This window comes from Streptomyces sp. NPDC021212 (assembly GCF_044332925.1).
Taxonomy (GTDB): domain Bacteria; phylum Actinomycetota; class Actinomycetes; order Streptomycetales; family Streptomycetaceae; genus Streptomyces.
This window is the reverse complement of the sequence record NZ_JBIRPZ010000019.1, coordinates 123,670-146,424: the sequence shown is the minus strand read 5'-3', so window position 1 is coordinate 146,424 and position 22,755 is coordinate 123,670. Positions and strand designations below refer to the sequence as shown.

The 22,755-nt window shown below is 73.6% G+C and carries 17 protein-coding genes; 7 read left to right on the top strand and 10 right to left on the bottom strand.

Features of this window, described 5'->3' with window-relative positions; translation table 11 throughout:
• Nucleotides 1-2: 2 nt before the first annotated feature.
• From ACH4SI_RS37310 to ACH4SI_RS37290, 5 genes are all read right to left on the bottom strand, one after another.
• Nucleotides 3-1,337, bottom strand: a complete 1,335-nt coding sequence (locus ACH4SI_RS37310) for an SIS domain-containing protein (RefSeq protein WP_398303883.1) — start codon at nt 1,335-1,337, stop codon at nt 3-5.
• 57 nt (nt 1,338-1,394) lie between these two features.
• Nucleotides 1,395-1,580 carry a Trm112 family protein gene (locus ACH4SI_RS37305; RefSeq protein ID WP_398303881.1) on the bottom strand — a complete coding sequence of 62 codons (186 nt, stop codon included), beginning with the start codon at nt 1,578-1,580 and terminating at the stop codon, nt 1,395-1,397.
• A 970-nt stretch (nt 1,581-2,550) separates the two neighbouring features.
• Nucleotides 2,551-3,915 carry a phosphomannomutase/phosphoglucomutase gene (locus ACH4SI_RS37300; protein WP_398303905.1) on the bottom strand — a complete coding sequence of 455 codons (1,365 nt, stop codon included), beginning with the start codon at nt 3,913-3,915 and terminating at the stop codon, nt 2,551-2,553.
• Between the two features lie 122 nt (nt 3,916-4,037).
• A complete protein-coding gene (locus ACH4SI_RS37295) occupies nt 4,038-5,654 on the bottom strand; it encodes an L-lactate permease (RefSeq protein WP_398303879.1) in 1,617 nt (538 codons plus the stop codon).
• A gap of 209 nt (nt 5,655-5,863) precedes the next feature.
• Complete coding sequence (locus ACH4SI_RS37290; protein WP_398303877.1) at nt 5,864-6,337, bottom strand: DUF3499 domain-containing protein; 474 nt, start codon at nt 6,335-6,337, stop codon at nt 5,864-5,866.
• A gap of 340 nt (nt 6,338-6,677) precedes the next feature.
• Between ACH4SI_RS37290 and ACH4SI_RS37285 the strand changes: the two genes are divergently transcribed.
• On the top strand, nt 6,678-7,115 hold the full coding sequence (locus ACH4SI_RS37285; protein WP_398303875.1) for a metallopeptidase family protein: 438 nt from the start codon (nt 6,678-6,680) through the stop codon (nt 7,113-7,115).
• A 54-nt stretch (nt 7,116-7,169) separates the two neighbouring features.
• Here the strand turns inward: ACH4SI_RS37285 and ACH4SI_RS37280 are convergent, their stop codons facing one another.
• The 3 genes from ACH4SI_RS37280 to ACH4SI_RS37270 all read right to left on the bottom strand — a co-directional run bounded on the left by ACH4SI_RS37280 (nt 7,170) and on the right by ACH4SI_RS37270 (nt 12,947).
• The gene (locus ACH4SI_RS37280) at nt 7,170-8,696 is read right to left on the bottom strand and encodes a DUF5719 family protein (RefSeq protein ID WP_398303873.1); all 1,527 of its coding nucleotides are present in this window, start codon (nt 8,694-8,696) and stop codon (nt 7,170-7,172) included.
• Nucleotides 8,693-12,520, bottom strand: a complete 3,828-nt coding sequence (locus ACH4SI_RS37275) for a glycosyltransferase (protein ID WP_398303871.1) — start codon at nt 12,518-12,520, stop codon at nt 8,693-8,695. Before ACH4SI_RS37275 ends, ACH4SI_RS37280 begins: the two co-directional genes overlap by 4 nt.
• A gap of 163 nt (nt 12,521-12,683) precedes the next feature.
• Nucleotides 12,684-12,947 carry a WhiB family transcriptional regulator gene (locus ACH4SI_RS37270; RefSeq protein ID WP_004952403.1) on the bottom strand — a complete coding sequence of 88 codons (264 nt, stop codon included), beginning with the start codon at nt 12,945-12,947 and terminating at the stop codon, nt 12,684-12,686.
• Nucleotides 12,948-13,583: 636 nt separating this feature from the next.
• Here ACH4SI_RS37270 and ACH4SI_RS37265 point away from each other — a divergent pair.
• The 4 genes from ACH4SI_RS37265 (at nt 13,584) to ACH4SI_RS37250 (ending at nt 17,791) form a co-directional block, all read left to right on the top strand.
• The gene (locus tag ACH4SI_RS37265; protein ID WP_398303869.1) at nt 13,584-14,096 is read left to right on the top strand and encodes a cysteine dioxygenase; all 513 of its coding nucleotides are present in this window, start codon (nt 13,584-13,586) and stop codon (nt 14,094-14,096) included.
• Nucleotides 14,097-14,250: 154 nt separating this feature from the next.
• A complete protein-coding gene (cofD, locus tag ACH4SI_RS37260) occupies nt 14,251-15,237 on the top strand; it encodes a 2-phospho-L-lactate transferase (RefSeq protein ID WP_398303867.1) in 987 nt (328 codons plus the stop codon).
• Nucleotides 15,234-16,607, top strand: a complete 1,374-nt coding sequence (locus ACH4SI_RS37255; RefSeq protein ID WP_398303865.1) for a coenzyme F420-0:L-glutamate ligase — start codon at nt 15,234-15,236, stop codon at nt 16,605-16,607. Before cofD ends, ACH4SI_RS37255 begins: the two co-directional genes overlap by 4 nt.
• Nucleotides 16,608-16,885: 278 nt before the next feature.
• Complete coding sequence (locus ACH4SI_RS37250) at nt 16,886-17,791, top strand: DNA-3-methyladenine glycosylase family protein (RefSeq protein ID WP_398303862.1); 906 nt, start codon at nt 16,886-16,888, stop codon at nt 17,789-17,791.
• A gap of 13 nt (nt 17,792-17,804) precedes the next feature.
• Here ACH4SI_RS37250 and ACH4SI_RS37245 read toward each other — a convergent pair whose 3' ends face one another.
• Both ACH4SI_RS37245 and ACH4SI_RS37240 read right to left on the bottom strand, forming a co-directional pair.
• Complete coding sequence (locus tag ACH4SI_RS37245) at nt 17,805-18,905, bottom strand: sugar phosphate nucleotidyltransferase (protein ID WP_398303860.1); 1,101 nt, start codon at nt 18,903-18,905, stop codon at nt 17,805-17,807.
• Nucleotides 18,906-18,977: 72 nt separating this feature from the next.
• The gene (locus ACH4SI_RS37240) at nt 18,978-20,363 is read right to left on the bottom strand and encodes a peptidoglycan recognition protein (protein WP_398303858.1); all 1,386 of its coding nucleotides are present in this window, start codon (nt 20,361-20,363) and stop codon (nt 18,978-18,980) included.
• A 126-nt stretch (nt 20,364-20,489) separates the two neighbouring features.
• Here ACH4SI_RS37240 and ACH4SI_RS37235 point away from each other — a divergent pair, with 126 nt between their 5' ends.
• The gene (locus ACH4SI_RS37235) at nt 20,490-21,233 is read left to right on the top strand and encodes a TIGR03089 family protein (protein ID WP_398303856.1); all 744 of its coding nucleotides are present in this window, start codon (nt 20,490-20,492) and stop codon (nt 21,231-21,233) included.
• A gap of 220 nt (nt 21,234-21,453) precedes the next feature.
• Nucleotides 21,454-22,575, top strand: a complete 1,122-nt coding sequence (locus tag ACH4SI_RS37230; RefSeq protein WP_398303854.1) for an LCP family protein — start codon at nt 21,454-21,456, stop codon at nt 22,573-22,575.
• The last annotated feature ends 180 nt before the right edge of the window (nt 22,576-22,755 follow it).

Below are 22,755 nucleotides of genomic sequence, written 5' to 3'. Positions count from 1 at the left end.
CCTCAAGTTCTATCCGCCGAAGCAAGCGCGAGGTAAACGGCGGCGAAATCCGTGATGGCGAGAAGCTCGGCCGCGCGCTCCAGTGGACTTCCCTCGTCCGGTTCCAGCTCGCTGAACGCCGTCTCGTGCGCCAGCGCGAGTTCGCGGGCCGACGGCACGGCCGAGACGGGATCCACCGGCTCGTCGTGCAGCAGCACGATCCGGGCGCGCAGCGCCTCCGGCTCCTCCACCCGGTCGCGGAAGAAGTCATCCGGGTCGGCCCCGCCCGCGAAGGACCCCGCCAGCAGCGTGCCGTGCGCGGCCAGCGCGCCGGGCAGATCGGCGGCGAGTGCGGGGCGCCCGGCGAGCACCGCGAGCAGCCCCGCGAAGCGCCGTCCGGTCGCGGCGGCCACCGGGCCCTCGGTCCACAGCAGTGGAAGCGACCCGGCCAGCTCGGCCGCGAGCGTCTTCGCGGGGTTGGTGTACGTGGCGATGGCCGGCCCGCAGCGCTCGGCGACCCGGTCCAGCCGGTCGGCCACCTGCTGCAGCGCGGCGGGCGGCGCGGAGATCAGGCCGATCCGGTCGACGAGCATCAGCAGCGGGGTGAGCAGCGCCCACAGCGTGCCGGGCAGGGCGGGGCCGGTGACCTCGTCCGGTGCGGTGCCGGGCGGCTCTATGTGCGGCGGGGTGGTGTGGTGCGCGTGCGCCCCCATGGGGGCGGGCTCGCCCAGGGCGCCTTCGAGTGGGGGGCCTTCGGGCTCGGTTTTTGGGGGAGCCGCTTCTTGGGGCGCCGTGTCCGGGGCGGGCTCGCCGCGCCCGGCCGCCGCGTACGGCGAGGGGGCGCCGCCGCCGGGCGAAGCGTACGCGGACGTGGCCAGCGGCACCATCAGGCCGCGCGCCTGCGCCACCGCGCCCGCCAGCGGCGCGTGCCCGGGGGCCACCGCCACGAGCGCGCAACCGCGGCGGTACGCCTGCTCCACGAGGCGCGGCAGCCCCGGCTCCGTACCGTCCGGCGTCGCGATGACCAGCAGGTCCAGCGGGCTCGCCCAGCCGGGGAGCGCCCAGCGCAGGGCGCCGGGGGCGGGTGCGACGCCGGTGGGGCCGATCAGGCTCACCGGGATGTTGCCGCCGCTGAGCGCGCCGAGGAGATCCGCGGTGCAGCTGCCCGCCGCCCCCGGGCCCGCGACCAGGACGGCGCGCGGCCGTCCGTCCGGCTTGAGGTCGGCTACGCCCGCCTCGGCGGCGTGCCGGGCTGCGGTACGGACCCTGGCGCCCGATTCGGCGGCCCCGCGCAGCAGCCCGCGGGTATCGGCCCGGGCGAGGGCCTCAGGGGCGTCGAGGAGGGATTCGTCGAGCATGGAGCTACGGCCTCCGATCGCCGTGGGCGGGGTGCGGCGTGGTGTCGTCGGATGTCGTCAGGCCGGGCGGCGCGCCTCGTCTACGAGCAGGACCGGGATGCCCTCCCGGACGGGGTACGCGAGACCGCATCCCTTGGCGTCCGTGCACACCAGCTCGGGGTTCTCCTCGGCCTCTTCCTCGCGGAGCGGGGCGTGGCACGCCGGGCAGGCGAGAATCTCGAGAAGACCGGCTTCGAGCGGCATGGGGTGTCCCTTCGGATGTGGTCCAGTCGGACGTGGGTCCGGCGTGGTCAGGGTACCGCTGGGGTCGCCCCCGCGGCGGCCGGTGGCCCCGGTGGGGGCGGGGCCGCGGGCGGCTGGGCGGGGGTGGTTTTCCCCCACCCCGCCCCTTCCCGAAACCGGGGCTCCGCCCCGGACCCCGCTCCTCTTCCCCAGCCACCGCCGGGAGGTGCCCCTTGGGAGCTGGAGGTGGGGCCCCTGGAACCCGCCTCCACGCGCCGGAAGAACTGAGGGTGGGGCATCGCCGCCCCGGGCCCCGCCCCACAAACACCGGAGAGGCCGGAGGTGGGGGCACCGCCGCTCCGGGGACCCGCCCTCCAAACGCCACAGACGCTGGAGGTGGGGCACCGTCGGCCCCGCCCCGCAAACGCCGCCGGGGCGGGGGCAGGGCACCACCGCCCCGGGCGCCCACGTCGCACAGGGGCGAGGCGCCTCCGCGCCAGGCCCCGCCCCACACACCGGACGGGCTGGGAGTGGAGTACCCGGGCCGCCCCCACACCAGAGAAGGCTGGGGTGGGGCACCGCCGCCCGAGGGGCCCGCCCCCACACCCCGCAGGGGCGGGGGAAGGGCATCACCGCCCCCACACACCGGAGGAGCTGAGGATGGGGCCTCAGCACCCCACACACCGGTGGGGCTGGGGGTGAGGCGCTACCGCCCTGGATCCCGCGTCTCAAACGCCGCAGGGGGTTGAGGGCCGGGGCACCATCCCAGGAGCCACGCCCCCACACGCCGCAGGGGCGGGGCGGGGCACCGCCACCCCGGGCCCCGCCCCACACGCCGGAGGGGCTGGGGTGGGGCGCCCCCGCCCCGGGGCCCGCCCGGCAAAACGCCGTAGGGGCTGAGGGTTCGGGGCCCGCCCCCGCGCATGCCGCTGGGGCGGGTGGCTACCGCTGGGAGGTGTCCCCGGGGCTTGTGGCGGTGGGTGGGTTGGGCTTAGGCGCGGACCTTGGTCAGGACCTCGTCTCGGATGCGGTCGGCGGTCTGGGTGTCGCGGGCCTCTACGTTCAGGCGGAGGAGGGGTTCGGTGTTGGAGGGGCGGAGGTTGAACCACCAGTCGGCGCTGGTGACCGTCAGGCCGTCCAGCTCGTCCAGTTCGATGCCCTCGGCCTGGCGGCCCTCGTAGGCGGCCTTGACGGTCTCCATGCGGCCGGTCTGGTCGGCGACGGTGCTGTTGATCTCGCCGGAGGCGGCGTAGCGGTCGTACTGCTCGACCAGCTGCGACAGGGGCCGGTCCTGGCCGCCGAGGGTGGCCAGGACGTGGAGGGCGGCGAGCATGCCGGTGTCGGCGTTCCAGAAGTCGCGGAAGTAGTAGTGGGCGGAGTGCTCGCCGCCGAAGATGGCCCCGGTGCGCGCCATCTCGGCCTTGATGAAGGAGTGGCCGACGCGGGTGCGGATGGGGGTGCCGCCGTTCTCCTTGACGACCTCGGGGACCGACCAGGAGGTGATGCAGTTGTGGATGACCGTCCCGCCCGGGTGTTTGGCCAGTTCGCGGGCGGCGACCAGGGCGGTGATCGCGGAGGGGGCCACCGGCTCGCCGCGCTCGTCCACGACGAAGCAGCGGTCGGCATCGCCGTCGAAGGCGAGGCCGAGGTCGGCACCGGTCTCGCGGACGCGGGCCTGGAGGTCGACGATGTTCTTGGGGTCGAGGGGGTTGGCCTCGTGGTTCGGGAAGGTGCCGTCCAGCTCGAAGTAGAGAGCGTCCAGCTCCAGGGGGAGCCCCTCGAAGACGGTGGGGACGGTGTGGCCGCCCATGCCGTTGCCCGCGTCCACGACGACCTTCAGCGGCCGGATGGCCGTGAGGTCCACGAGGGAGCGCAGATGGGCGGCGTAGTCGGTGAGGACGTCACGCTGGATGATGGTGCCGGGGTCGGCGGCGGGCTCGGGGGCTCCGGTCTCGGCCCAGCCTTCGACCAAGGCGCGGATGTCGGCCAGGCCGGTGTCCTGGCCCACGGGCGCGGCCCCGGCGCGGCACATCTTGATGCCGTTGTACTGGGCGGGGTTGTGGCTTGCCGTGAACATCGCGCCGGGCAGGTCGAGGTGACCGCTGGCGAAGTAGAGCTGGTCGGTCGAGCAGAGGCCGATCTCGGTCACGTTCACCCCGAGGGACGCGGCCCCGCGGGCGAAGGCGCGCGACAGGCCCGGCGACGAGGGGCGCATGTCATGGCCGACGACGATCGCGCCCGCGCCGGTCACCCGGGCGAAGGCGGCGCCGAACAACTCGGCGAGCGGTTCGTCCCACTGGTCCGGGACCACACCGCGGACGTCGTACGCCTTCACGATCTGCGACAAGTCGGGCACAGCCAACCCCTTCTCGAAGTCCTTCTTGGAGGTCTCCACGGACAGGATCCACGGACAGTGTCCACGGATCTCAAAACTTACCCCCCGGGCCTGGGCGGCAGCTGTGAGGCTCACCTACCGGGCTACGGCAGCATCCAGCCGAGCAGGAACGACGACTGCGCGACGACGATCAGGCACATCAACAGCAGCAGCCCCAGACTCCACGGCAGCACCTTCCGCAACAGATCCCCCTCACGCCCCTTGAGCCCCACCGCGGCGCAGGCGATGGTGAGGTTCTGCGGGGAGATCATCTTGCCGAGGACGCCGCCCGAGCTGTTGGCGGCGGCGAGCAGGTCGGGCGAGAGCCCGGACTCGCGGGCGGCGGTGACCTGGAGGGCGCCGAAGAGGGCGTTGGCGGAGGTGTCCGAGCCGGAGACGGCGACGCCGAACCAGCCGAGCACCGGGGAGAGGAACGCGAGCCCGGCGCCGGCGGCGGCGACGAAGTGACCGATGGTGGCGGCCTGTCCGGAGAGGTTCATTACGTACGCGAGGGCGAGCACCGAGGTGACCGTGAGGATCGCGTGCCGCAACTCTCGTACGGTGGCCGCCCATTCCCCCAGCGCGTCGCGCGCGCCGACCCGCAGGACGGCGGCGGTGGCTAGCCCTGCGAGCAGGACGAGGGTGCCGCCGGTGGCGACCAGGGGCAGCGCGAAGAGGTTGCCCGCGACCGCCTTGCCGTCGGGGGCGGCGACGTCCAGGAACGGCCAGTCGATGGTGCGGGTGGCCTTGGCCAACAGGTCCTTGACCGGGCCGATCTGGGCCATGGAGAAGATCGCGACGATGAGCGCGTACGGGGCGTAGGCGCGCAGCACCTCGGGGCGCTGGTCCACCTGGTCCAGGTCGTCGCTGCGCACGCCGGTGAGGACGGCGGCGCGCACCGGCTCCTCGGCGGGCCGCCGGGCGGACGGTACGGCGACGAGCGCGGCGGCGCCCACGAGCGCGGCGGCGATGTCGGCGAGCTGGACGGAGAGGTAGTTGGAGACGGTGAACTGGGCGGCGGCGAAGGCGGTTCCGCAGGCGAGCGCCGGTATCCAGGTCTCGCGCAGCCCGCGCCGCCCGTCGACCAGCACGACCAGCAGCAGGGGGACGACGAGGGCGAGCAGCGGGGTCTGCCGTCCGACGACGGAGGCGACGGAGTCCAGCGGCAGTCCGGTGACTTGAGCGAGCGTCACCACCGGCGTGGCCATGGCACCGAAGGCGACGGGCGCGGTGTTGGCGACGAGCGCGACGACGGCGGCGCGCACCGGATCGAAGCCGAGCGCCACGAGCATGACCGCGCTGATGGCCACCGGCGCGCCGAAGCCGGCGAGGGCCTCCAGCAGGGCACCGAAGCAGAAGGCGATGACGAGGGCCTGGACGCGGGGGTCGTCGGACAGCCGCCCGAACGAGCGGCGCAGGACGTCGAAATGGTCGGTGCGGACCGTCATCCGGTACACCCACAGGGCGTTGACGACGATCCACATGATGGGGAAGAGCCCGAAGAGCACGCCCTGTGCGGCGCTGGAGAAGGTCTGGCCGATGGGCATCCCGTACGGGAGGCAGGCGACGAGGACGGCGACGGCGAGGCCGATGGGCCCCGCGTAGTGGGCGCGCATCCGCACCCCGCCGAGCAGGGCGAGGACGGTGAGGAGGGGGAGGGTGGCGACGAGGGCGGAGAGGGTCAGTGAATCGGCGACGGGCTCCAGCTGCTGCACGAACACGCGGGCCTCCCGGCGTTGGGGGTCGGCATTCGGGGCCGTATCCCCGGAAGTCCACGTCCGTGATGCGGAATTGAAGGACTCGGGGTCCAGGAATGGTCATGTCCGTGGCGAGTTCGCGTCAATGCCCTGGAGGGAAGTGATCGACTGGCGGCGGAAATTGACCGCGCGGCAGAAGGCGCGACCTCAAGAAGCGAGCACGGTCAGGGAGATCAGGATTCCGGTGAGCGCAGGACGCGCAGATGGCCGCGGCGCGCGACCTCGCGGGGGTCGGCCTCCCGGCCGTTCTGTCCGCCCCCGCCCGCACCCGGGCCCGCGGAACCGGACGCCCCGGATCCACCCGCCGCCCCGGCGGCGCGCTCCTGTGGGCGGGCCGCCTCACGCACCGCGTTGGCCAGGGCTTCCAGATCGTCGCTGCTCGGCCGGGGCGGACCGGTGTCGACGGCCAGCCGGACGACCTCCCAGCCGCGCGGGGCGGTCAGCCGCTCCGAATGCTCCGAACACAGGTCGTAGCAGTGCGGCTCGGCGTAGGTGGCGAGCGGTCCGAGAACCGCGGTCGAGTCCGCGTAGACGTACGTCAGCGTCGCGACGGCGGGGCGGCCGCAGGCGGTGCGCGAACAGCGACGTACAGGGCTCACGACGTTGGACGGTACCGCACTCTTGAGCGGGCCGCGACGACTCTCCACCAGCTCACTCCGCCGTGTCGTCCCGGTTCGCCCCGTGCACCCGATACGCGCACTTCCCCGCTGACCAGCCGGGACATCGGGACGACCGCGAGCCGTCGTGGACGATTCCGGTCAGCAGCCGAACCGAGAGGGGTCGCCCTGCGGCACGGAAGTGAACCAAGAGACGTCCGTTTATGGATGTAAACATGGCCGGAATGTTCATTAAGTGACATTGCACATGGCTGCCCGTAAGCGCGTGCCCGGGGCCGGGCGACGGCTACCCTCGTGAGTGATGACCAGGTCCGCACCCTCCGACCAGCCCGAGCCGCGCCCCCGGCGCCGCGATCGGCACGGTCGGGGTATGCGCGGTCCGATCGCGCCGCCCCAGGTGCCGCTGTCGGTCAGCCGCGCCGAGTCCTTCGTCGATCTTGTGCAGGACTCGGCGGAGCGGCTGGAGAGACGCTGGCCACAGCTGTCGGGGGTCGACTTCACGGTGCTGGAGGTGCCGGTCACCGGCGGGGGCACCGACGGGCCGTCCGCGCACGGGCTCGATGGGCATCCGCCGGGCGCCTCCGGCCTCGCCGACGGGTGGGACGGCGAGTCCGTACCGCTCGGGCGCTTCATCGCGGCGCGCGGCGACGCCCCCGACCGGATCGTGATCTACCGGCGCCCGGTGGAGATCCGTACGAAGAACCGGGACGAGCGCGCCCTGCTGGTGCACGAGGTCGTGGTCGAGCAGGTGGCGGAGCTGCTGGGGCTGGAGCCCGAGTCGGTGGATCCGCGGTACGGGCAGGAGTAGGCGGCAGGAGCAGGGGGCCGGGACGGGGCCGTGGCCCCCGCCCCGCCGCGATCCCTAGCGGTTCAGGACGGACAGGTCCTGCGTCGCCTGCGGGACCTCCACCGTCCCCCGGTCGTCCGGGAGGGACTGGATCGTGAAGGCCGGCACGCCGCCCTGCGGGAGGGACAGCATGCGGGAGGCGTGGACCGGGCCGCCCGAGACGCGCTCCACGGTGACGGCGTACTGCCCCTTGGCGCCGGACGGCTTCGGCGGGGCGACGGCCTTCGTCGTGCCCCCCTTGACCGTGTAGGTCTCGCTCGCCGGGGTGCCGCCGCCGGTGCCCGCCGAGGCGGTGACACGCACCTTCGCGGTGGAGCCCGGGGCGACCAGCGACAGGACGGAGCCCTTGGCGCGGTTGTCGGCGGCGGTGGCGGAGCGCTCGATGGCGCCGGTGGCGGGGATGAACGCCGTCTCCTGGTCGCTCCCCTTGCCGCGGGTGACCTGCATCCCGGCGACCACCGGGGTGGCCGGGCCCCCGCCGCCCTCGGGGGTGAGCAGCAGCGAGCCCGGTTCGCCCTTGGTGACGTCGCCGAGGTCGATCGCCGAGGTCATCCCGCTCTTCACGTGCAGGGACTCGTGTCCGGCCGGGGTGATCGAACTGGTGGGCCCGGCAAGCCGCACCTTGAGGTCCGCGTCGTCGGCGCCGGGCGCGAAGACCACCAGGCGCGCCGAGGTGGCGTCGGACGGTATGCCGGGGATCGCGACGCTCGTGGCGGGCACCGCGGAGGCCGGGATCCAGTCGCCGCCGCGCTTTTCGTCGGTGGCCTGGACGGCGGCGCCGACCCGTCCGCTGCGGGCCGTCACATGGAGGGAGACATCGGTGGCGCGCTGATCGGTGAGGGTGGACAGCAGCACCGGCACGGTGGACCGGCCCGGGACCGTGATCGACTCGTCGGACGCGGACTTGAGGCGGCCGTCCGGGCCGTACATCGTGAGGTCCACCTCGGCCGCCCGGTCGTCCGGGTTGGTCAGATGGACGAAGTCCTGCCGGTCCTTACCGGTGGACGCGCCCTGGAACCAGAAGTCGGTGTCCGGGGCGGTGCACGCGGTGCCCATGAGGCCGCGGCCGCTGCCCGCGTCGATCGAGGTGGTCTGCTGGACGGTCCAGCCAGGCGCGAGCGGGCCGTCGGCGGTGCCGATGAGCGCGGGGGCGCCCGAGCGGTCGGTGTCGGTGGTGACCGGCGCGCCGGGGCGCTTGAGCGGCAGGACGGGTTTGTTGCCGCCCTTCCCGCCCTTGGCGCCGCCATTCTCCTCCGACACGCCGTCAGGGCTGCTCTCGGCGGGCAGCAGTTCGGCCGTCCCGCTCCCCTTGGCCGCGCCGCCGCCGTTCCGCTTGGGCGTGTACCCGGTGTACGTCGTACGGCTCACGTCGGAGGAGCTGGGCGCCGGGCACAGCAGCGTGGAGCGCTGGACGGGCAGCCGGCCGGCGGCCTTGGCCGCCGTGCCCGCGTCGTCCGGCGAGCCGCCGGTGAGGGACGCCACGCCGGTGAGGGCGGCCAGCGCCGTGGCCGCGCCGATCAGGGACAGGGTGGTGCGGTTCATCGCTGCTGATCGCTCCCGTCGCGACGGTCATCGGGGGCGCCGCCGCCGTACGTCGTGTCGCCCTGGGCGGGGTAGGTGCCGTCGGGATACGTGCCGTCGGGGTAGGGCTGCTGCTGGTCGTAGGCGTACGGGTCGGCGTACTGACCGGCGGCGTACTGATCTCCGTACGGGCCGCCCGCGTACGGGTCCGCCGGGTACGGGGGGTCCTGGTACTGCCCCTGCGGGTACGGATAGCCGCCCTGGTACTGGTCGGCCGGGTACTGCCCGTATCCGGCGCCGGCGTACGGCGCTTGCGCGTCCCACTGCCCGTACGGCTGCTGCTGCGGCTGCTGGTCCGGCTGTTGCTCTGGAACGAACGGTTCCGGGACGTACACCGGCGGCTCGGCGGGCGGTGCGGGCGGCGGCGGGGTCACGTCCGCCTCCGCGCCGCCGCCGTCCGCCGGGGCGCCCCGCGGCGCCTCCGCGGCCTGCGCCGCCTCCGCGGCGGCCCGCAGCCGCCGCGCGCGTCGCCCGTCGCCCGCCAGGTCCTCGGCGGTGATGGCGGAGGCCGCGGCCGCGGCCTCCGCCTCCGGCAGGTCGTCGTCCACGTGACGGCGGCGGCCCGGCAGCGCGAGCACCAGCAGGACGACCGCGAGCAGCCCCTGCGCCCAGACCCACGCGGTGTGGGTGACGGGGGTGTCGTAGGTGAGGTCGAGCCGGCCGCCGTTCGCCGGAAGTGCGAAGCCCTGCGCCCAGCCGTCGAGGGTCTTCGGCGTCAGCGGCTTGCCGTCGAGCGTGGCCGTCCAGTCGGCGGTGGCCCGGTCGGCGAGCCGCAGCACGCGCCCGTCCGCGCCGTCCGGGATGGTGGTGTGCGCCTCGACGGGACCGGCCGCCACGGGCACCGGCGCGGCCGACGCGCCCGCGCCGCCTCCCTGGGAGGGCGGGACGATGGAGACCCGCGCGACCCGCTGGTCGAGCCGCCACAGGGTGCCGTCCTTCTCCCTGCTGAGCTGGGTGAGGCCGGGCGTCGCGTTCAGCACGCGCGTCACGTCGCGCGAGGCGCCCTGCTGTACGTAGACGTAGCGCACCGCGTAGGCGCCCAGCCGGGCGGTCTGGTCGGCGCCGGAGCCCGCGACCAGATGGGCCACGACGTCGTCGAGGCGGGTGTCGGCGCCGCCCGCCGCGGCGAGTTCGCCGTCGCCGAGCCGGGCGCCGGAGCCGCGCACCAGGGCGTAGTCGGTGCGGGCGTCGTCGCCGGTGAGCACCAGGGTGCGGGCCTGGTCCTCGGTGGCGCTCTCGGCCGCCACGAACGCCGGGACCTGGGAGGGCTCGCGCCGTGACAGCGGGCCGTCCGCGCCGCTGACCATCCAGCTGACGGCGGCGTACAGCGGGGCGGCGGCGGAGGCGACGGCGATGATCAACGCGACCGGCTGGCGCCAGCCGAAGCTCTGCGCCGCCACCCGCTCCTTGGCGCCCTCGGCGCCGACCACGGCGGCGGTCAGCAGCGCCAGGCCGTAGACGAGGGTCGCGGGCCCGGCCCAGGCGGAGCCGTTGGTGATCGCCGCGAAGAGGAACCCGGTGAGGGCGACGGCCCAGGCCGTACGCACCGTCAACTGCCGTTCGCCGCGCATCAGGGCGGCGAGCGCGGCCAGCACGAAGCCGATCAGCAGCAGCGTGCCGCCGCCCTTGGGGCCGCCGGGGCTGAGCGCGAGCAGATCCAGGGCGGACGCGGAACCGCTGCCGCTGTCGAGCCCGGCCTCCTTCAGGAAGCGGACCGGGTCGGTGAGCAGATCGACCGACCAGGGCGCGAGGGCCAGCAGCGGGGTGAGGACGACGGCCAGGAACCGCATCCCGTACGCCACGAGCGGCTCGCCCTGCCGCTGCCGCAGGACGAGCACACCGGCGGACAGCAGGAGCGCGATCGGCCAGACGACCGGCGTGAACGCCATGGTGAAGGTCAGCAGCAGGGCGTACGCCCACGCCGCGCGCCAGCTCGGCAGCCGGCCCTTCGTACCGCCCGCCCGGAAGCCGCCCGCGGCGGCCGCCGCCCGCGCCATCAGCGGCAGCAGGACGGCCAGGACCGCGGTGCCCAGGCGCGCGCTCGCGAGCGCGCCGGTCGCGGCCGGGAGGAAGGCGTACGCGACGCTCCCCCACGCGCGCAGCAGCCGGGACTCGACGAGCGGCCGGGAGGCGAAGTACGCGATGAACCCGGCCAGCGGCACCGAGCAGACCAGCAGCAGGGTGAGGGTGAAGCCGGTGCTGCCCAGGAAGACCGTGGCCAGGGCGGCGAGGGCGGCGAGATACGGCGGTGCGCTCTGGGTGCCGCCGGTGCCGACCGGGTGCCAGCCGTCGACGTAGCTCGCCCAGAGGTCGGAGACCTGCCCGGGGGCGGGCAGCAGGTTGCCGCCCGCGAGCGCGCCGGTGCCCAGCAGCTCCCGGCAGGCGATCAGCGAGACCACCAGCAGCACGACGAACAGCATCGGGCCCGGTTTGCGCGCTATCCGCTTGAGCCGCGCGAACTGCTCGATCTCCAGGAAGTCCGCGTCGTCGTCGCCCGGCCCGGACTCGACGGCGCCGTGCCGGCCGCCCGAGGACAGCTCGGGCTCCGACCGTCCGCCGATGTTGCTGGCGATCTGCTCGGCCGTCGCCCGCACGGTCGCCCCGGAGGGCGGGAAGAGCGGCCGCAGCTCGCTCGCCTCGATCGCGGGGCGGCCGCGCCGTTTGCGCGCGGCACTGATCTTCCCGGGTCGCAGCAGCGTGCCCGACAGGCCCGTGACCTCGTCCAGCGCCTGGCCGGGCACCTTGCCCACCAGATAGGCGAGGGTGCGCACCAGGGTGCCGAGGACGACCCGCAGCATCACATAGGGCAGCAGCGCGCCCCGGGTGTTGACCAGCAGGGTGTAGACGGCACCGGCCTTGTCGACACGGTGCGGGCTGGCGACGGAACGGCCCACGCAGTCGATGGGGCGCCGCTCCCGCGCGGACGCCTCGGCGTGCCGCAGGGAGGCGTCCGGCGCGACCAGCACCTGATGCCCGGCGGCATGGGCGCGCCAGCACAGATCGACGTCGTCCCGCATCAGGGGCAGCCGGGGGTCGAAGCCGCCCAGCTGCTCCCATACGTCACGGCGCACCAGCATGCCCGCGCTGGAGACCGACAGCACCGGCCGCACCTGGTCGTGCTGGCCCTGGTCCTGTTCGCGCCGCTCCAGACCGGTCCAGCGGCGGCCGCTGCGGGCGATGCTGACGCCCACTTCGAGCAGCTGCTTACGGTCGTACCAGCCGCGCAGCTTGGGGCCGATGATCGCGGCCTCGCGGTTGGCCAGCAGCTCGGCGTCGGCGACCCGCAGCAGCTCGTGGAGGGCGTCCGGGGCGGGCGCGCAGTCGTCGTGCAGCAGCCAGAGCCACTGGATGGGCTCGCCGTGAGGCAGCTCCGGCATGTCGTAGGCGTCGTCGCGCCAGGTGCGGTTGACGGGATCCCAGCCGCTGGGGCGCTTGAGGTACGTCAGCTCCTCGGGGCCCAGCACCGGGGCGCCGCGGACGGCCTCGGCGACGGCCGTACCGAAGCCGCTGCGGCGCGCCAGGTGCAGGACCCGGTCCTCGCCGAGGGCCTCGGTCAGCAGCCGGGCCGATTCGTCGGCGCTGCCGGTGTCGGCGGCGACGACGCTCTGCACGGGGCGCTCCTGGCCGAGCAGGCCGGACAGCGCGTCGGGCAGCCAGCGGGCGCCGTCGTGGGAGACGAGCACGGCGGTGACGACATGGCGCGGGAAGTCAGGTGCCGGTTGCGCGGCGGCAAATCCGGCGGAGGCGGCCGGGTGTGGGGCCGCCGAGTGGCTGTGCACGGACATCGAGGTACGGGCCCCGGTTCGCTGGACTGCGGTGGACGAGCCCGCCCCAGGGGGACGTTGGCGCGCCTCGGACGGGCCCCCACACTAACGGCTGCGTACGCAGGCGGTCCGCCTCCCGTCGTCCGGAACCGGGGACAGACCGCTCACCGCTGTGCGGATGTGGTCAGACCGCTGCCTTCTTCAGCCGGCGGCGCTCCCGCTCGGAGAGGCCGCCCCAGATGCCGAAGCGTTCGTCGTTGGCAAGGGCGTACTCGAGGCATTCGGAACGGACCTCGCAGGCCAGGCAGACCTTCTTCGCCTCGCGCGTGGACCCGCCCTTCTCCGGGAAGAACGATTCGGGATCGGTCTGGGCGCACAGTGCGCGCTCCTGCCAACCGAGCTCCTCGTCCGCCTCTTCGACCAGCAGTTGCTGGAACAACTCGGTCATGTGCGCCCCTCGTCTGTTTTCGCGTCCCCGGTGCCGTCCCCGTGCCCTGGTGCCGTGGTCAAACGGCAGAACGACACGTGTGAAATTACAAGTGCGCCGATCCGGGCCAGTCAAGCCGAGATCTGCTATTGGGCCTCTTATTCACTCTGCGGAACCAAGGCTGCGCGGAAAGTGTTCAAATCGGCCTAAACGCGACACGTTTCCCCTCCGCTGCCCACGGCTCCTCCTCGCCCTCACGGTGGAGGACGCCGTGAACGCCGTTTCCGTTGCACACACGTTTCTCGTTTGCGCACGGAGGCGGGTGCTGCGCCACCTCTCCGACTAACGCGCGGGCAAACCTTTCTGCCCCCATTTCGACCGGATGAGGTGAACGATGGGCGCCCGACCGGAGATCAAGTTGACAGGAGGGCCAGGACCCGCTGTCCTTGTCCTCATGTCAGTGACCCACGCGCCCCAGTCGACCCGTGTCCACGGGTTCCGCTGCGCCGTGCAGGCTCGCTGTCGCTGTTCCAGCTGTTGATGCCTCTCTGAGCTCCAGCTTTTCTCTTCGCGTCTCCCGCGTCTCCCGCGTCACCCCGCACAGCTCCGCTTCGCGCATCCGCGCACCGCCGCACTTCCCGCTGAGGAACCCCCCACATGAACAGCGACGTCCAGATCGCCGGTGACCCGCTCGCCGTCCCGCATCTGCTGCCGCCCGTACCCGCGCACCCCACCACCGTCTCCGGCTTCGCCGGACTGGCCCGCGACATCGCCGCCGACCGCGACAGCTGGGCGCCGCTCGTCCGGTACGACGCCACCACCCGCTGGTACCACCGGCTGCGCACCGGCCCCGGCTATGAGGTGTGGCTGCTCAGCTGGGTGCCCGGGCAGGGCAGCGGCGCACATGACCACGGGCGCTCCTCCGGCGTACTCACCGTCCTCCAGGGTGAGTTGACCGAGCGTGTGGGCGCGGACGGCAGCGCACGGCATACGCTGCGCGCCGGCGCGCAGCGCGTCTTCGCGCCGGGATACGTGCACGATGTCGTCAACGACGCGCTCGAACCCGCCGTCAGCCTGCACGTCTACTTCCCCGGCCTCACCGAGATGCCGCCGCACCCGGCCCCGGCCGCCGATACGGCCGTCTCCGGCCCCCTCGACCTCCTGCACTGAGCCCGCCCCGCACGGTTCCCTGTCGTAGCCGACTGCCAGGCCCGCCCGTCGCCCACCACCACCCTCAACGGATCAGCCTTCGGCTGACAGACTGCCCGCCCGTCGCCCACCACCACCCTCAACGGATCAGCCTTCGGCTGACAGACTGTCCTTCATGCGCATTGTGGTTCTGGCAGGCGGCATCGGCGGCGCCCGTTTCCTCCGTGGTCTGATGTCGGCGGTTCCCGACGCCGACATCACCGTCATCGGCAACACCGGCGATGACATCCACCTCTTCGGCCTCAAGGTCTGTCCCGACCTCGACACCGTGATGTACACCCTCGGCGGCGGCATCCATGAGGAGCAGGGCTGGGGCCGGGCCGAGGAGACCTTCGCCGTCAAGGAGGAGCTGGCGGCGTACGGCGTGGGGCCCGAGTGGTTCGGCCTCGGCGACCGGGACTTCGCCACGCACATCGTCCGTACGCAGATGATGGGCGCCGGCTACCCGCTCAGCGCCGTCACCGAGGCGCTGTGCGCGCGGTGGCAGCCGGGGGTGCGGCTGCTGCCGATGACGGACGACCGCGTCGAGACGCACGTCCTCATCGACACTGCGGACATCAGCGGCTCCGCCGCGGGCGAAGGGGAAGGCCGCAAGGCCATCCACTTCCAGGAGTACTGGGTCCGGATGCGCGCGTCCGTGCCCGCCCACGCCGTGGTCCCCGTCGGCGCCGATCAGGCCAAGCCCGCGCCCGGCGTCCTGGAGGCCATCGCCGACTCCGACGTCGTCCTCTTCCCACCGTCCAACCCCGTCGTCAGCATTGGCACCATCCTGGCCGTCCCCGGCGTGCGCGAGGCGATCGCCGACGCCGGGGTGCCCGTCGTCGGCCTGTCCCCCATCGTCGGCGACGCGCCGGTGCGTGGCATGGCCGACAAGGTGCTCGCCGCCGTCGGCGTCGAATCCACCGCCGCCGCCGTCGCCAAGCACTACGGCTCCGGGCTGCTCGACGGCTGGCTCGTGGACACCGTGGACGCCGGGGCGGTCGACGAGGTCGAGGCCGCCGGGATCCGCTGCCGGGCCATCCCGCTGATGATGACCGACACCGAGGCCACCGCGCGCATGGCCGCCGAGGCGCTGGCGCTGGCCGAGGAGGTCCGGGCATGACCGGATCGCCCTCCTCGCCGTCCTCCTCCTCACCGCTCGGGGAGACGCCCGCGTACCAGGTCTGGGCCCTCCCCGGCCTGCCCGAGGTGCGGCCCGGCGACGATCTCGCCAAGCTCATCGCCGACGCCGCGACCGCCGGTGGCCTGCCGGGGCTGGCGCACGGCGACGTCCTGCTCGTCACCTCGAAGATCGTCAGCAAGGCGGAGGGGCGCGTCGTCGCGGGCGACGACCGCGAGGCCGCCATAGACGCCGAGACCGTCCGGGTCGTCGCCCGCCGCGGGCGTACCCGGATCGTGGAGACCCGGAACGGTCTGGTCATGGCCGCCGCCGGAGTCGACGCCTCCAACACCCCCGCCGGCACCATCCTGTTGCTCCCCGAGGACTCCGACGCGTCCGCCCGTGCCATCCGGGCCGGGTTGCGGGACGCGCTCGGCGTCGACGTCGGCGTCGTCGTCACCGACACCTTCGGGCGGCCCTGGCGCAACGGGGTCACCGACGTCGCCATCGGGGCGGCCGGGGTGCACGCCCTGGACGACCTGCGGGGCGGCACCGACGCCCATGGCAACGCGCTGAGCGCCACCGTCGTCGCCACCGCCGACGAGCTGGCCGCCGCCGGGGAGCTGGTCAAGGGCAAGGCGGACGGGCTGCCGGTGGCGGTGCTGCGGGGGCTGCCGCATGTGGTGGTCATGGACGGCTCCGGTGATGAGCCCGACGCGGGGGCGCGGCCGCTGGTGCGCGATGCCGCCGACGACATGTTCCGGCTGGGCACCTCCGAGGCCGTACGGGAAGCGGTGACCCTGCGCCGTACGGTCCGCGAGTTCACCGACGAGCCGGTGGACGGCGCGGCGGTGCGGCGCGCCGTGGCCGCCGCCGTCACCGCCCCGGCGCCGCACCACACGACGCCGTGGCGGTTCGTGCTGCTGGAGTCGGAGGAGTCGCGGGTGCGGCTGCTCGACGCCATGCGGGACGCGTGGATCGCGGACCTGCGGGGTGACGGCTTCTCGGAGGAGTCCATCGCCAAGCGCGTGCGGCGCGGGGACGTGCTGCGCAAGGCGCCGTATCTGGTGGTGCCGTGCCTGGTCGCGGACGGCGCCCACACGTACCCGGATCCCCGGCGGAACGCGGCGGAGCGGGAGATGTTCGTGGTGGCGGCCGGAGCCGGGGTGCAGAACCTGCTGGTCGCGCTGGCGGGCGAGCGGCTGGGGTCGGCGTGGGTCTCGTCGACGATGTTCTGCCGCCCGGTGGTGCGGGAGGTGCTGGGCCTGCCGGAGGACTGGGACCCCATGGGCGCGGTCGCCGTGGGCCACCCGGCGGCCGAGCCCGCGGCACGGCCGGAGCGGGGCGTGGAGGGGTTCGTGGTGGTGCGGTAGCGCTGCCGGTTGCGCTGCGCTTGCGCTGCCGGTTGCGGTTGCGTTTTTGGGCGCGCGAGGTGGGGGTGCGCGCCGGGGTGGGGGTTGTGCGGGTGCGTTTGGGGTGCGGGGTTCGTGTGCGGGTGCGTGGGTGGTGCGGTTTCGGTGGGGCGGTGGTCGGCGACGGCGGGGAGGGGGCCCGCCGACCGCGGCCGGTCGGCCCCACCGGCCCCCATGCTCGGCAGCTGCGAAACCGGCCCGTCCATCGTGGGCGCCGGGCGGGGGCTTAGGGTGGCGGCGTGGTGGGACGTCGTGTGTGGGTGCCTTCCTGCGCGTACGACCTCGCGCGGAACCTCGGTGTGCTGCGGCGCGGCCCGGGGGATCCCGCGTTCCGTGTCGACGCGGACGGTGCCTTCTGGCGGGCCAGCCGGACCCCGGACGGGCCCGGGACGGTCCGGATCGCGGGGGACGGCAAGGGGGTCGAGGCCCAGGCGTGGGGGCCGGGGGCCGAGTGGCTGCTCGACCGTCTGCCCGCGCTCCTCGGCGCCGACGACGATCCGTCCTCGTTCAGCCCGCGGCACCGGCTCGTCCACGAGGCGCACCGCCGGAACCCCGGGCTGCGGCTGATCCGGACCGGGCTGGTGCTGGAGTCGCTGATCCCCTCGATCCTGGAGCAGAAGGTCACCAGCGACGAGGCGTACCGGGCCTGGCGGTTGCTGCTTCAGCGGCACGGTGAGCCGGCGCCGGGGCCGATGGAGCGCATGCGGGTCATGCCCGATCCGCGTACCTGGGCGCTGATTCCGTCGTGGGAGTGGCACCGGGCGGGCGTGGACGGCAAGCGTTCGGCGACGATCCTGCGGGCCGTGCGGGTCGCGCGGCGGCTGGAGGAAGCCGCGGCCATGGATCTCGACGCCGCCTCGCACCGGTTGCAGCTCGTCCCGGGCATCGGCCCCTGGACGGCGGCGGAGACCCTGCAGCGCAGCAACGGCACCCCGGACGCGATCACGGTCGGGGATCTGCATCTGCCCCGTATCGTCGGCTACGCGCTCACGGGTGAACGCGGTACGGACGACGCGGCGATGCTGGACCTTCTCGCGCCCTACGCCGGGCAGCGGCACCGGGCCGCCCGGCTGATCCTGCTGTCGGGCCGCATGCCGCCCCGCCGCGCGCCGCGTTTCGCGGTACGGGACTTCCGGGCGATGTAGCCGCGCCCGGCGGCTACTGGTCCGAGGAGAACCGCACCGCCCCCGGCGGGATGTCCACCCCGCACCACACCCGCACCCCGTCGCGCAGTTCGTTGTCCGGGCCCACCAGCGCGCCGTCCCCGACCACCGCGCCGTGCAGCACCGTACGGGCGCCGACCCGGGCCCCCGCGCCGATCAGCGAGTCGCGGACCTCGGCGCCCTCCTCGACCACGGCCCCCTCCAGCACCGTGCTGCCGTCGATGTGCGCGCCCGCGCCCACCCGGGCCTGCGGCCCGATGACCGTGCCGCCGGTGAGCTTGGCGTCGCCCGCGACGGTGGCGGAGTCCAGCACGAGGTGGTCGCCGCAGCGGCCCGGGACGGCCGGGGAGGGTGCGCGGCCGAGGACGAGGTCGGCGGAGCCGCGGACGAAGGCCTGCGGCGTGCCGAGGTCGAGCCAGTACGTGGAGTCGACCATGCCCTGGAGGTGGGCGCCCTCGGCGAGGAGCCCGGGGAAGGTTTCGCGTTCGACGGAGACGGGCCGGCCGTCCGGTATCGCATCGATCACGGAGCGGTTGAAGACGTACGCGCCCGCGTTGATCTGGTCGGTGACGATCTCCTCGGGGGTCTGCGGCTTCTCCAGGAAGGCGGTGACCCGGCCCTGCTCATCGGTGGGCACGAGCCCGTACGCGCGGGGGTCGGTGACCCGGGTGAGGTGGAGGGAGACGTCGGCGCCGGTACGGCAGTGGGTGTCGACGAGGGCGCGGATGTCGAGGCCGGTGAGGATGTCGCCGTTGAAGATGAGCACCGGGTCGTCGGGGCCCGAGCGCAGCCGGGAGGCGACGTTGCGGATGGCGCCGCCGGTGCCGAGCGGCTCCTCCTCCGTCACGTACTCCAGGTGCAGGCCGAGGGAGGAGCCGTCGCCGAAGTACGGTTCGAAGACCTCGGCCAGGTAGGAGGTGGCGAGCACGATGTGCTCGACCCCGGCGGCGCGGGCGCGGGCGAGTTGGTGGGTCAGGAAGGGAACGCCGGCCGCCGGGACCATCGGCTTGGGAGTGTGCACCGTCATCGGGCGCAGCCGCGTTCCCTTGCCGCCGACCAGGAGGATCGCTTCTGGCGTTGCTGGCGCGTTGGTCACGTAGTCTCTGCTTCCTGCTCTGGCTCCCCGTGGTCGGCGGCCAGTTTATGCAGATGCCCGGACCGCGCCTCGTCAGCGCCCCTGGAGCCGGGCGGCTGCGCTGCGTACGGAGCCGAGCTTGCTGTAGAGGCGCTCTCCGGGGCACTCGGTGGCGAAGCCGTCACGGTGCCCGGAGACGACGCGCAGCTTCACATCGGCGCCCTTTTCATACCTGTTGCCGCCGCCGGACACCAGATGGGTGGTGCCGCGTGGATTCCGGTTGAAGAGGCCGAGTTTCCACGCGATGAGTCTGGAGAGGGCCTTGACGGACTTGGCGGAGGGGTTCTGGGCGGAGTAGGTGCCGAGGACGGCGACGCCCATGCTGTTCCGGTTGAAGCCGAGGGTGTGCGCCCCGAGTACGGCCTTTGCGATGCCTCCTGCGCGGCCTTCGTAGATGTTTCCGCACTTGTCGATGGTGAAGTTGTAGCCGTAGTCGCGCCAGCCCATGCTCTGGACGTGGTAGCGGTAGATGCTGCGCAAAACGGCGGGAACCTGGGCGCAGGAGTAGCCGTTGCCCGTCACCGTGTGGTGGACGAAGGCGACTTTGACGGTCTTGCTGTAGGCGCTGCCGCTCTCCCGGATCGTCTCGTCGGCGCCCCATCCGGCGCGGGTGATGATGCGCGGCCGGGGCGCGGTGTGGCGGGCGGCGTTGGACTCGGCCTGGCCGGTGGGGCGTTGGGCGGACCCGGACGGGCGCGGGGTCGGGGAGGCGGGCCGGGTGCCGGGCGAGGTGGCCCCGCCGGTGGGGTGCGGTTGCGGTTGCGGTTGCGGCATGGCGGTCGGATGCGGGTTCGGCTGCGGTTGCGGTTGCGGCATGTCCGTGGGGTGCTCGTGTGGGTGCGGTTGCTGATGGGGGTCGACCGGCTGTGCGGCGGTGGGGTGGGCCGGGGGCGGGGCGGGGGCGGCGCCGGGGTTGACGAGTTCGAGGCGCAGCCCGGCCGGGAGGGCGGCCGGTGCGGCACCGGCGGGCCGGGCGGCGCGGACGCGGGCCTGCACGCCGTCGGAGTCGCCGACCCACAGCGGGGCGGTGCCGCCGCGCGGATGGCCGGCGCCGCCGTCGGAGGCGGCTCCGGAGGCGGGGTCGGGGGCGTCGTCGTCGTACGCCGGGAGGTCGCGCCAGCCGGACCACGTGCCGGAGTCGGCGGCGCGGGTGCGCACCTGGACCCGGCCGCCGAGGTCGGCGGAGGCGTCGTTCCAGACGGCGCCGACGAGGGAGAAGGGGGATACGTCGCGGGCGGCGAGCCGCCGGTCGCCGCCGGGTGCGGTCGCCGCCCGGTCGAGCGGGAAGAGGGGCAGCGACTGGGTGCTGCCCACGAGGTCGGCGCGGTCGTCCCGGGCATGTGCGGTACCCAGGGCGGACGGGAGGGCGAGGGCGGCGGTGCACACGACGCCGACCGAGGATGCAAGGAATCCACGCATGATGAAAATCCTGTGCATATCGTTACAAAAGTGTCTATCGGGACGCGCGGTCCAGGGCCGACCGGAGCAGTCAACCTCCCCCGTCGGCCCCTACGCCGGACGGGTGGGACGCGTACCCTTGCGCGGATGAACGCCACCGATCGCACCCCTGCCGACCTGCTGCGATCCGCGCTCGCCGCGGATCCCGCACGCCCCCTCGTGACCTTCTACGACGACGCGACGGGCGAGCGCGTCGAACTCTCCGTGGCCACGTTCGCCAACTGGGTGGCGAAGACCGCCAACCTGCTCCAGGACGATCTGGCCGTGGCCCCCGGTGACCGGGTGGCCCTGCTGCTGCCCGCCCACTGGCAGACCGCGGTGTGGCTGCTGGCCTGCTCGTCGGTCGGGGTCCACGCGGACGTGGGCGGCGATCCGGCCGCGGCCGATGTGGTGGTGAGCGGGCCGGACACCCTGGAGGAGGCGCGCGCGTGCTCCGGGGAGCGGATGGCGCTCGCCCTGCGCCCCCTGGGCGGCCGGTTCCCGCAGCCGCCGCAGGGGTTCGCCGACTACGCCGTGGAGGTGCCGAGCCAGGGCGACCGCTTCGCGCCGTACGCCCCGGTGGACCCGGACGCGCCCGCGCTGGCCGTCGGCGGGCTGGAGCTGACCGGCGCGGAGCTGGTGGAGCGGGCGCGCGCCGACGCGGTCGCGCGCGGGCTCACGCCGGGCTCCCGGGTGCTGTCGGGGCTGCCGTACGACGGCTGGGAGGGGCTGTCGTACGGGCTGTACGCGCCGCTGGCGGCAGGCGGCTCGGTGGTGCTGTGCCGCCATCTGGACCAGTTGGACGAGAAGGGGCTCGCGGAGCGCCGCGAGAGCGAGCGCGTCACGGTGTAGCGGCTCTTCGTCCTCTCGCAGCCCACGGCCCGGCCGCCCGTCTGACCCGTCCGGCGGACTGCCGGGCCGAGCCCGCGCGCCCCGGCGTGCACCCCGCGCGATGATCGACGGATACGTACAACCCTGTGCGGGGTTCGCATGTCTGTACCAATGATCGGCCCAGCACGCGATACCGCTCCTGTCCGCTGCCGGGCGGGAGGCGGGGTGGGAGGACGCGGACGTGACGACTGACGGCCAAGAGCCGGCGCCGAGACCCAGGCGCCGCTGGCTGCGCGTGGTCGCGCTGGGCGCGACCCTGCTGGTGCTGTCGGTCGCCGGGACGGGGTGGTGGTTCTACGAGCACCTGGACCGCAACATCCGCACCGACACCCGCACCGCCGACGAGCTGAGGAAGTACGAGGCCGAGCGGCCGGTGTCGATGGTGCGCGACGCGCAGAACATCCTGGTGATCGGCTCCGACAACCGGGGCGGCAAGGGGAACGGCAAGTACGGCCGGGACACCGGCACCCAGCGCTCGGACACCACGATCCTGCTGCACCTCCAGGCCGGGGGGAAGAGCGCGACCGCCGTGTCCATCCCGCGCGACCTGATGGTGGACGTCCCGGGCTGCGACCGGCCGAAGGGTGGCCGGCTGGCGGCCCGGTTCGCGCAGTTCAACTGGGCGTTCGAGTTCGGCGGCGCGGCCTGCACGATCCGTACCGTGGAAAAGCTCACCGGGATCCGGGTGGACCACCATGTGATCGTGGACTTCAGCGGCTTCAAGAAGCTGGTGAACGCGGTCGGGGGCGTGGAGGTGTGCCTGACCGAGCCGGTCGACGACGATGACGCGCATCTGCGACTGCCCGCGGGCCGTCAGGTGCTGCACGGGGAGAAGGCACTCGGCTATGTCCGCGCCCGTTACTCGATCGGCAACGGCAGCGACACGGAGCGCATCGCCCGCCAGCAGGAGTTCCTCAGCTCACTCGTGAAGAAAGTGCAGAGCAATGGTGTGCTGCTCAATCCGGCGAAGCTGTATCCCGTGCTCAACGCGGCGACCTCCGCGCTGACCACGGATCCGGGTCTGGACACCCTCAAGGACCTGTACGGCCTGGTGCGCGGGATGCGGGACATCCCACGCGACAAGATCCGTTTCCTGACGATTCCACGACAGCCGTATACGTACAACAAGAATCGTGATGAACTCGTCCAGCCCGACGCGGACCGGCTCTTCCGCCAACTGCGCCTGGACCGCCCGGTGTCGGTGACCCACGCCGTCACGGCGGCCCACGGCGAGGAGGACCCCAAGGGTACGGACCGCACTCCGTACGAGGGGACCACGGCGGCTCGTGCCGTCTGTGGCTAAAAGCCGGTAAAGGCGAGGCCAGGACTCGTGAAGAATCTCGAAAGGATTGGGCAGATTGCCCAGTTGTAGGGAAGTGGAATTTGTCACCGGCGTCGCTTGACGCGGATCCGGGCGGATAGTGTGAGCGATCCGGTGCGCTCCGAGAGGTGACCGCGCACTGCATATGAAGACGGACCGAGC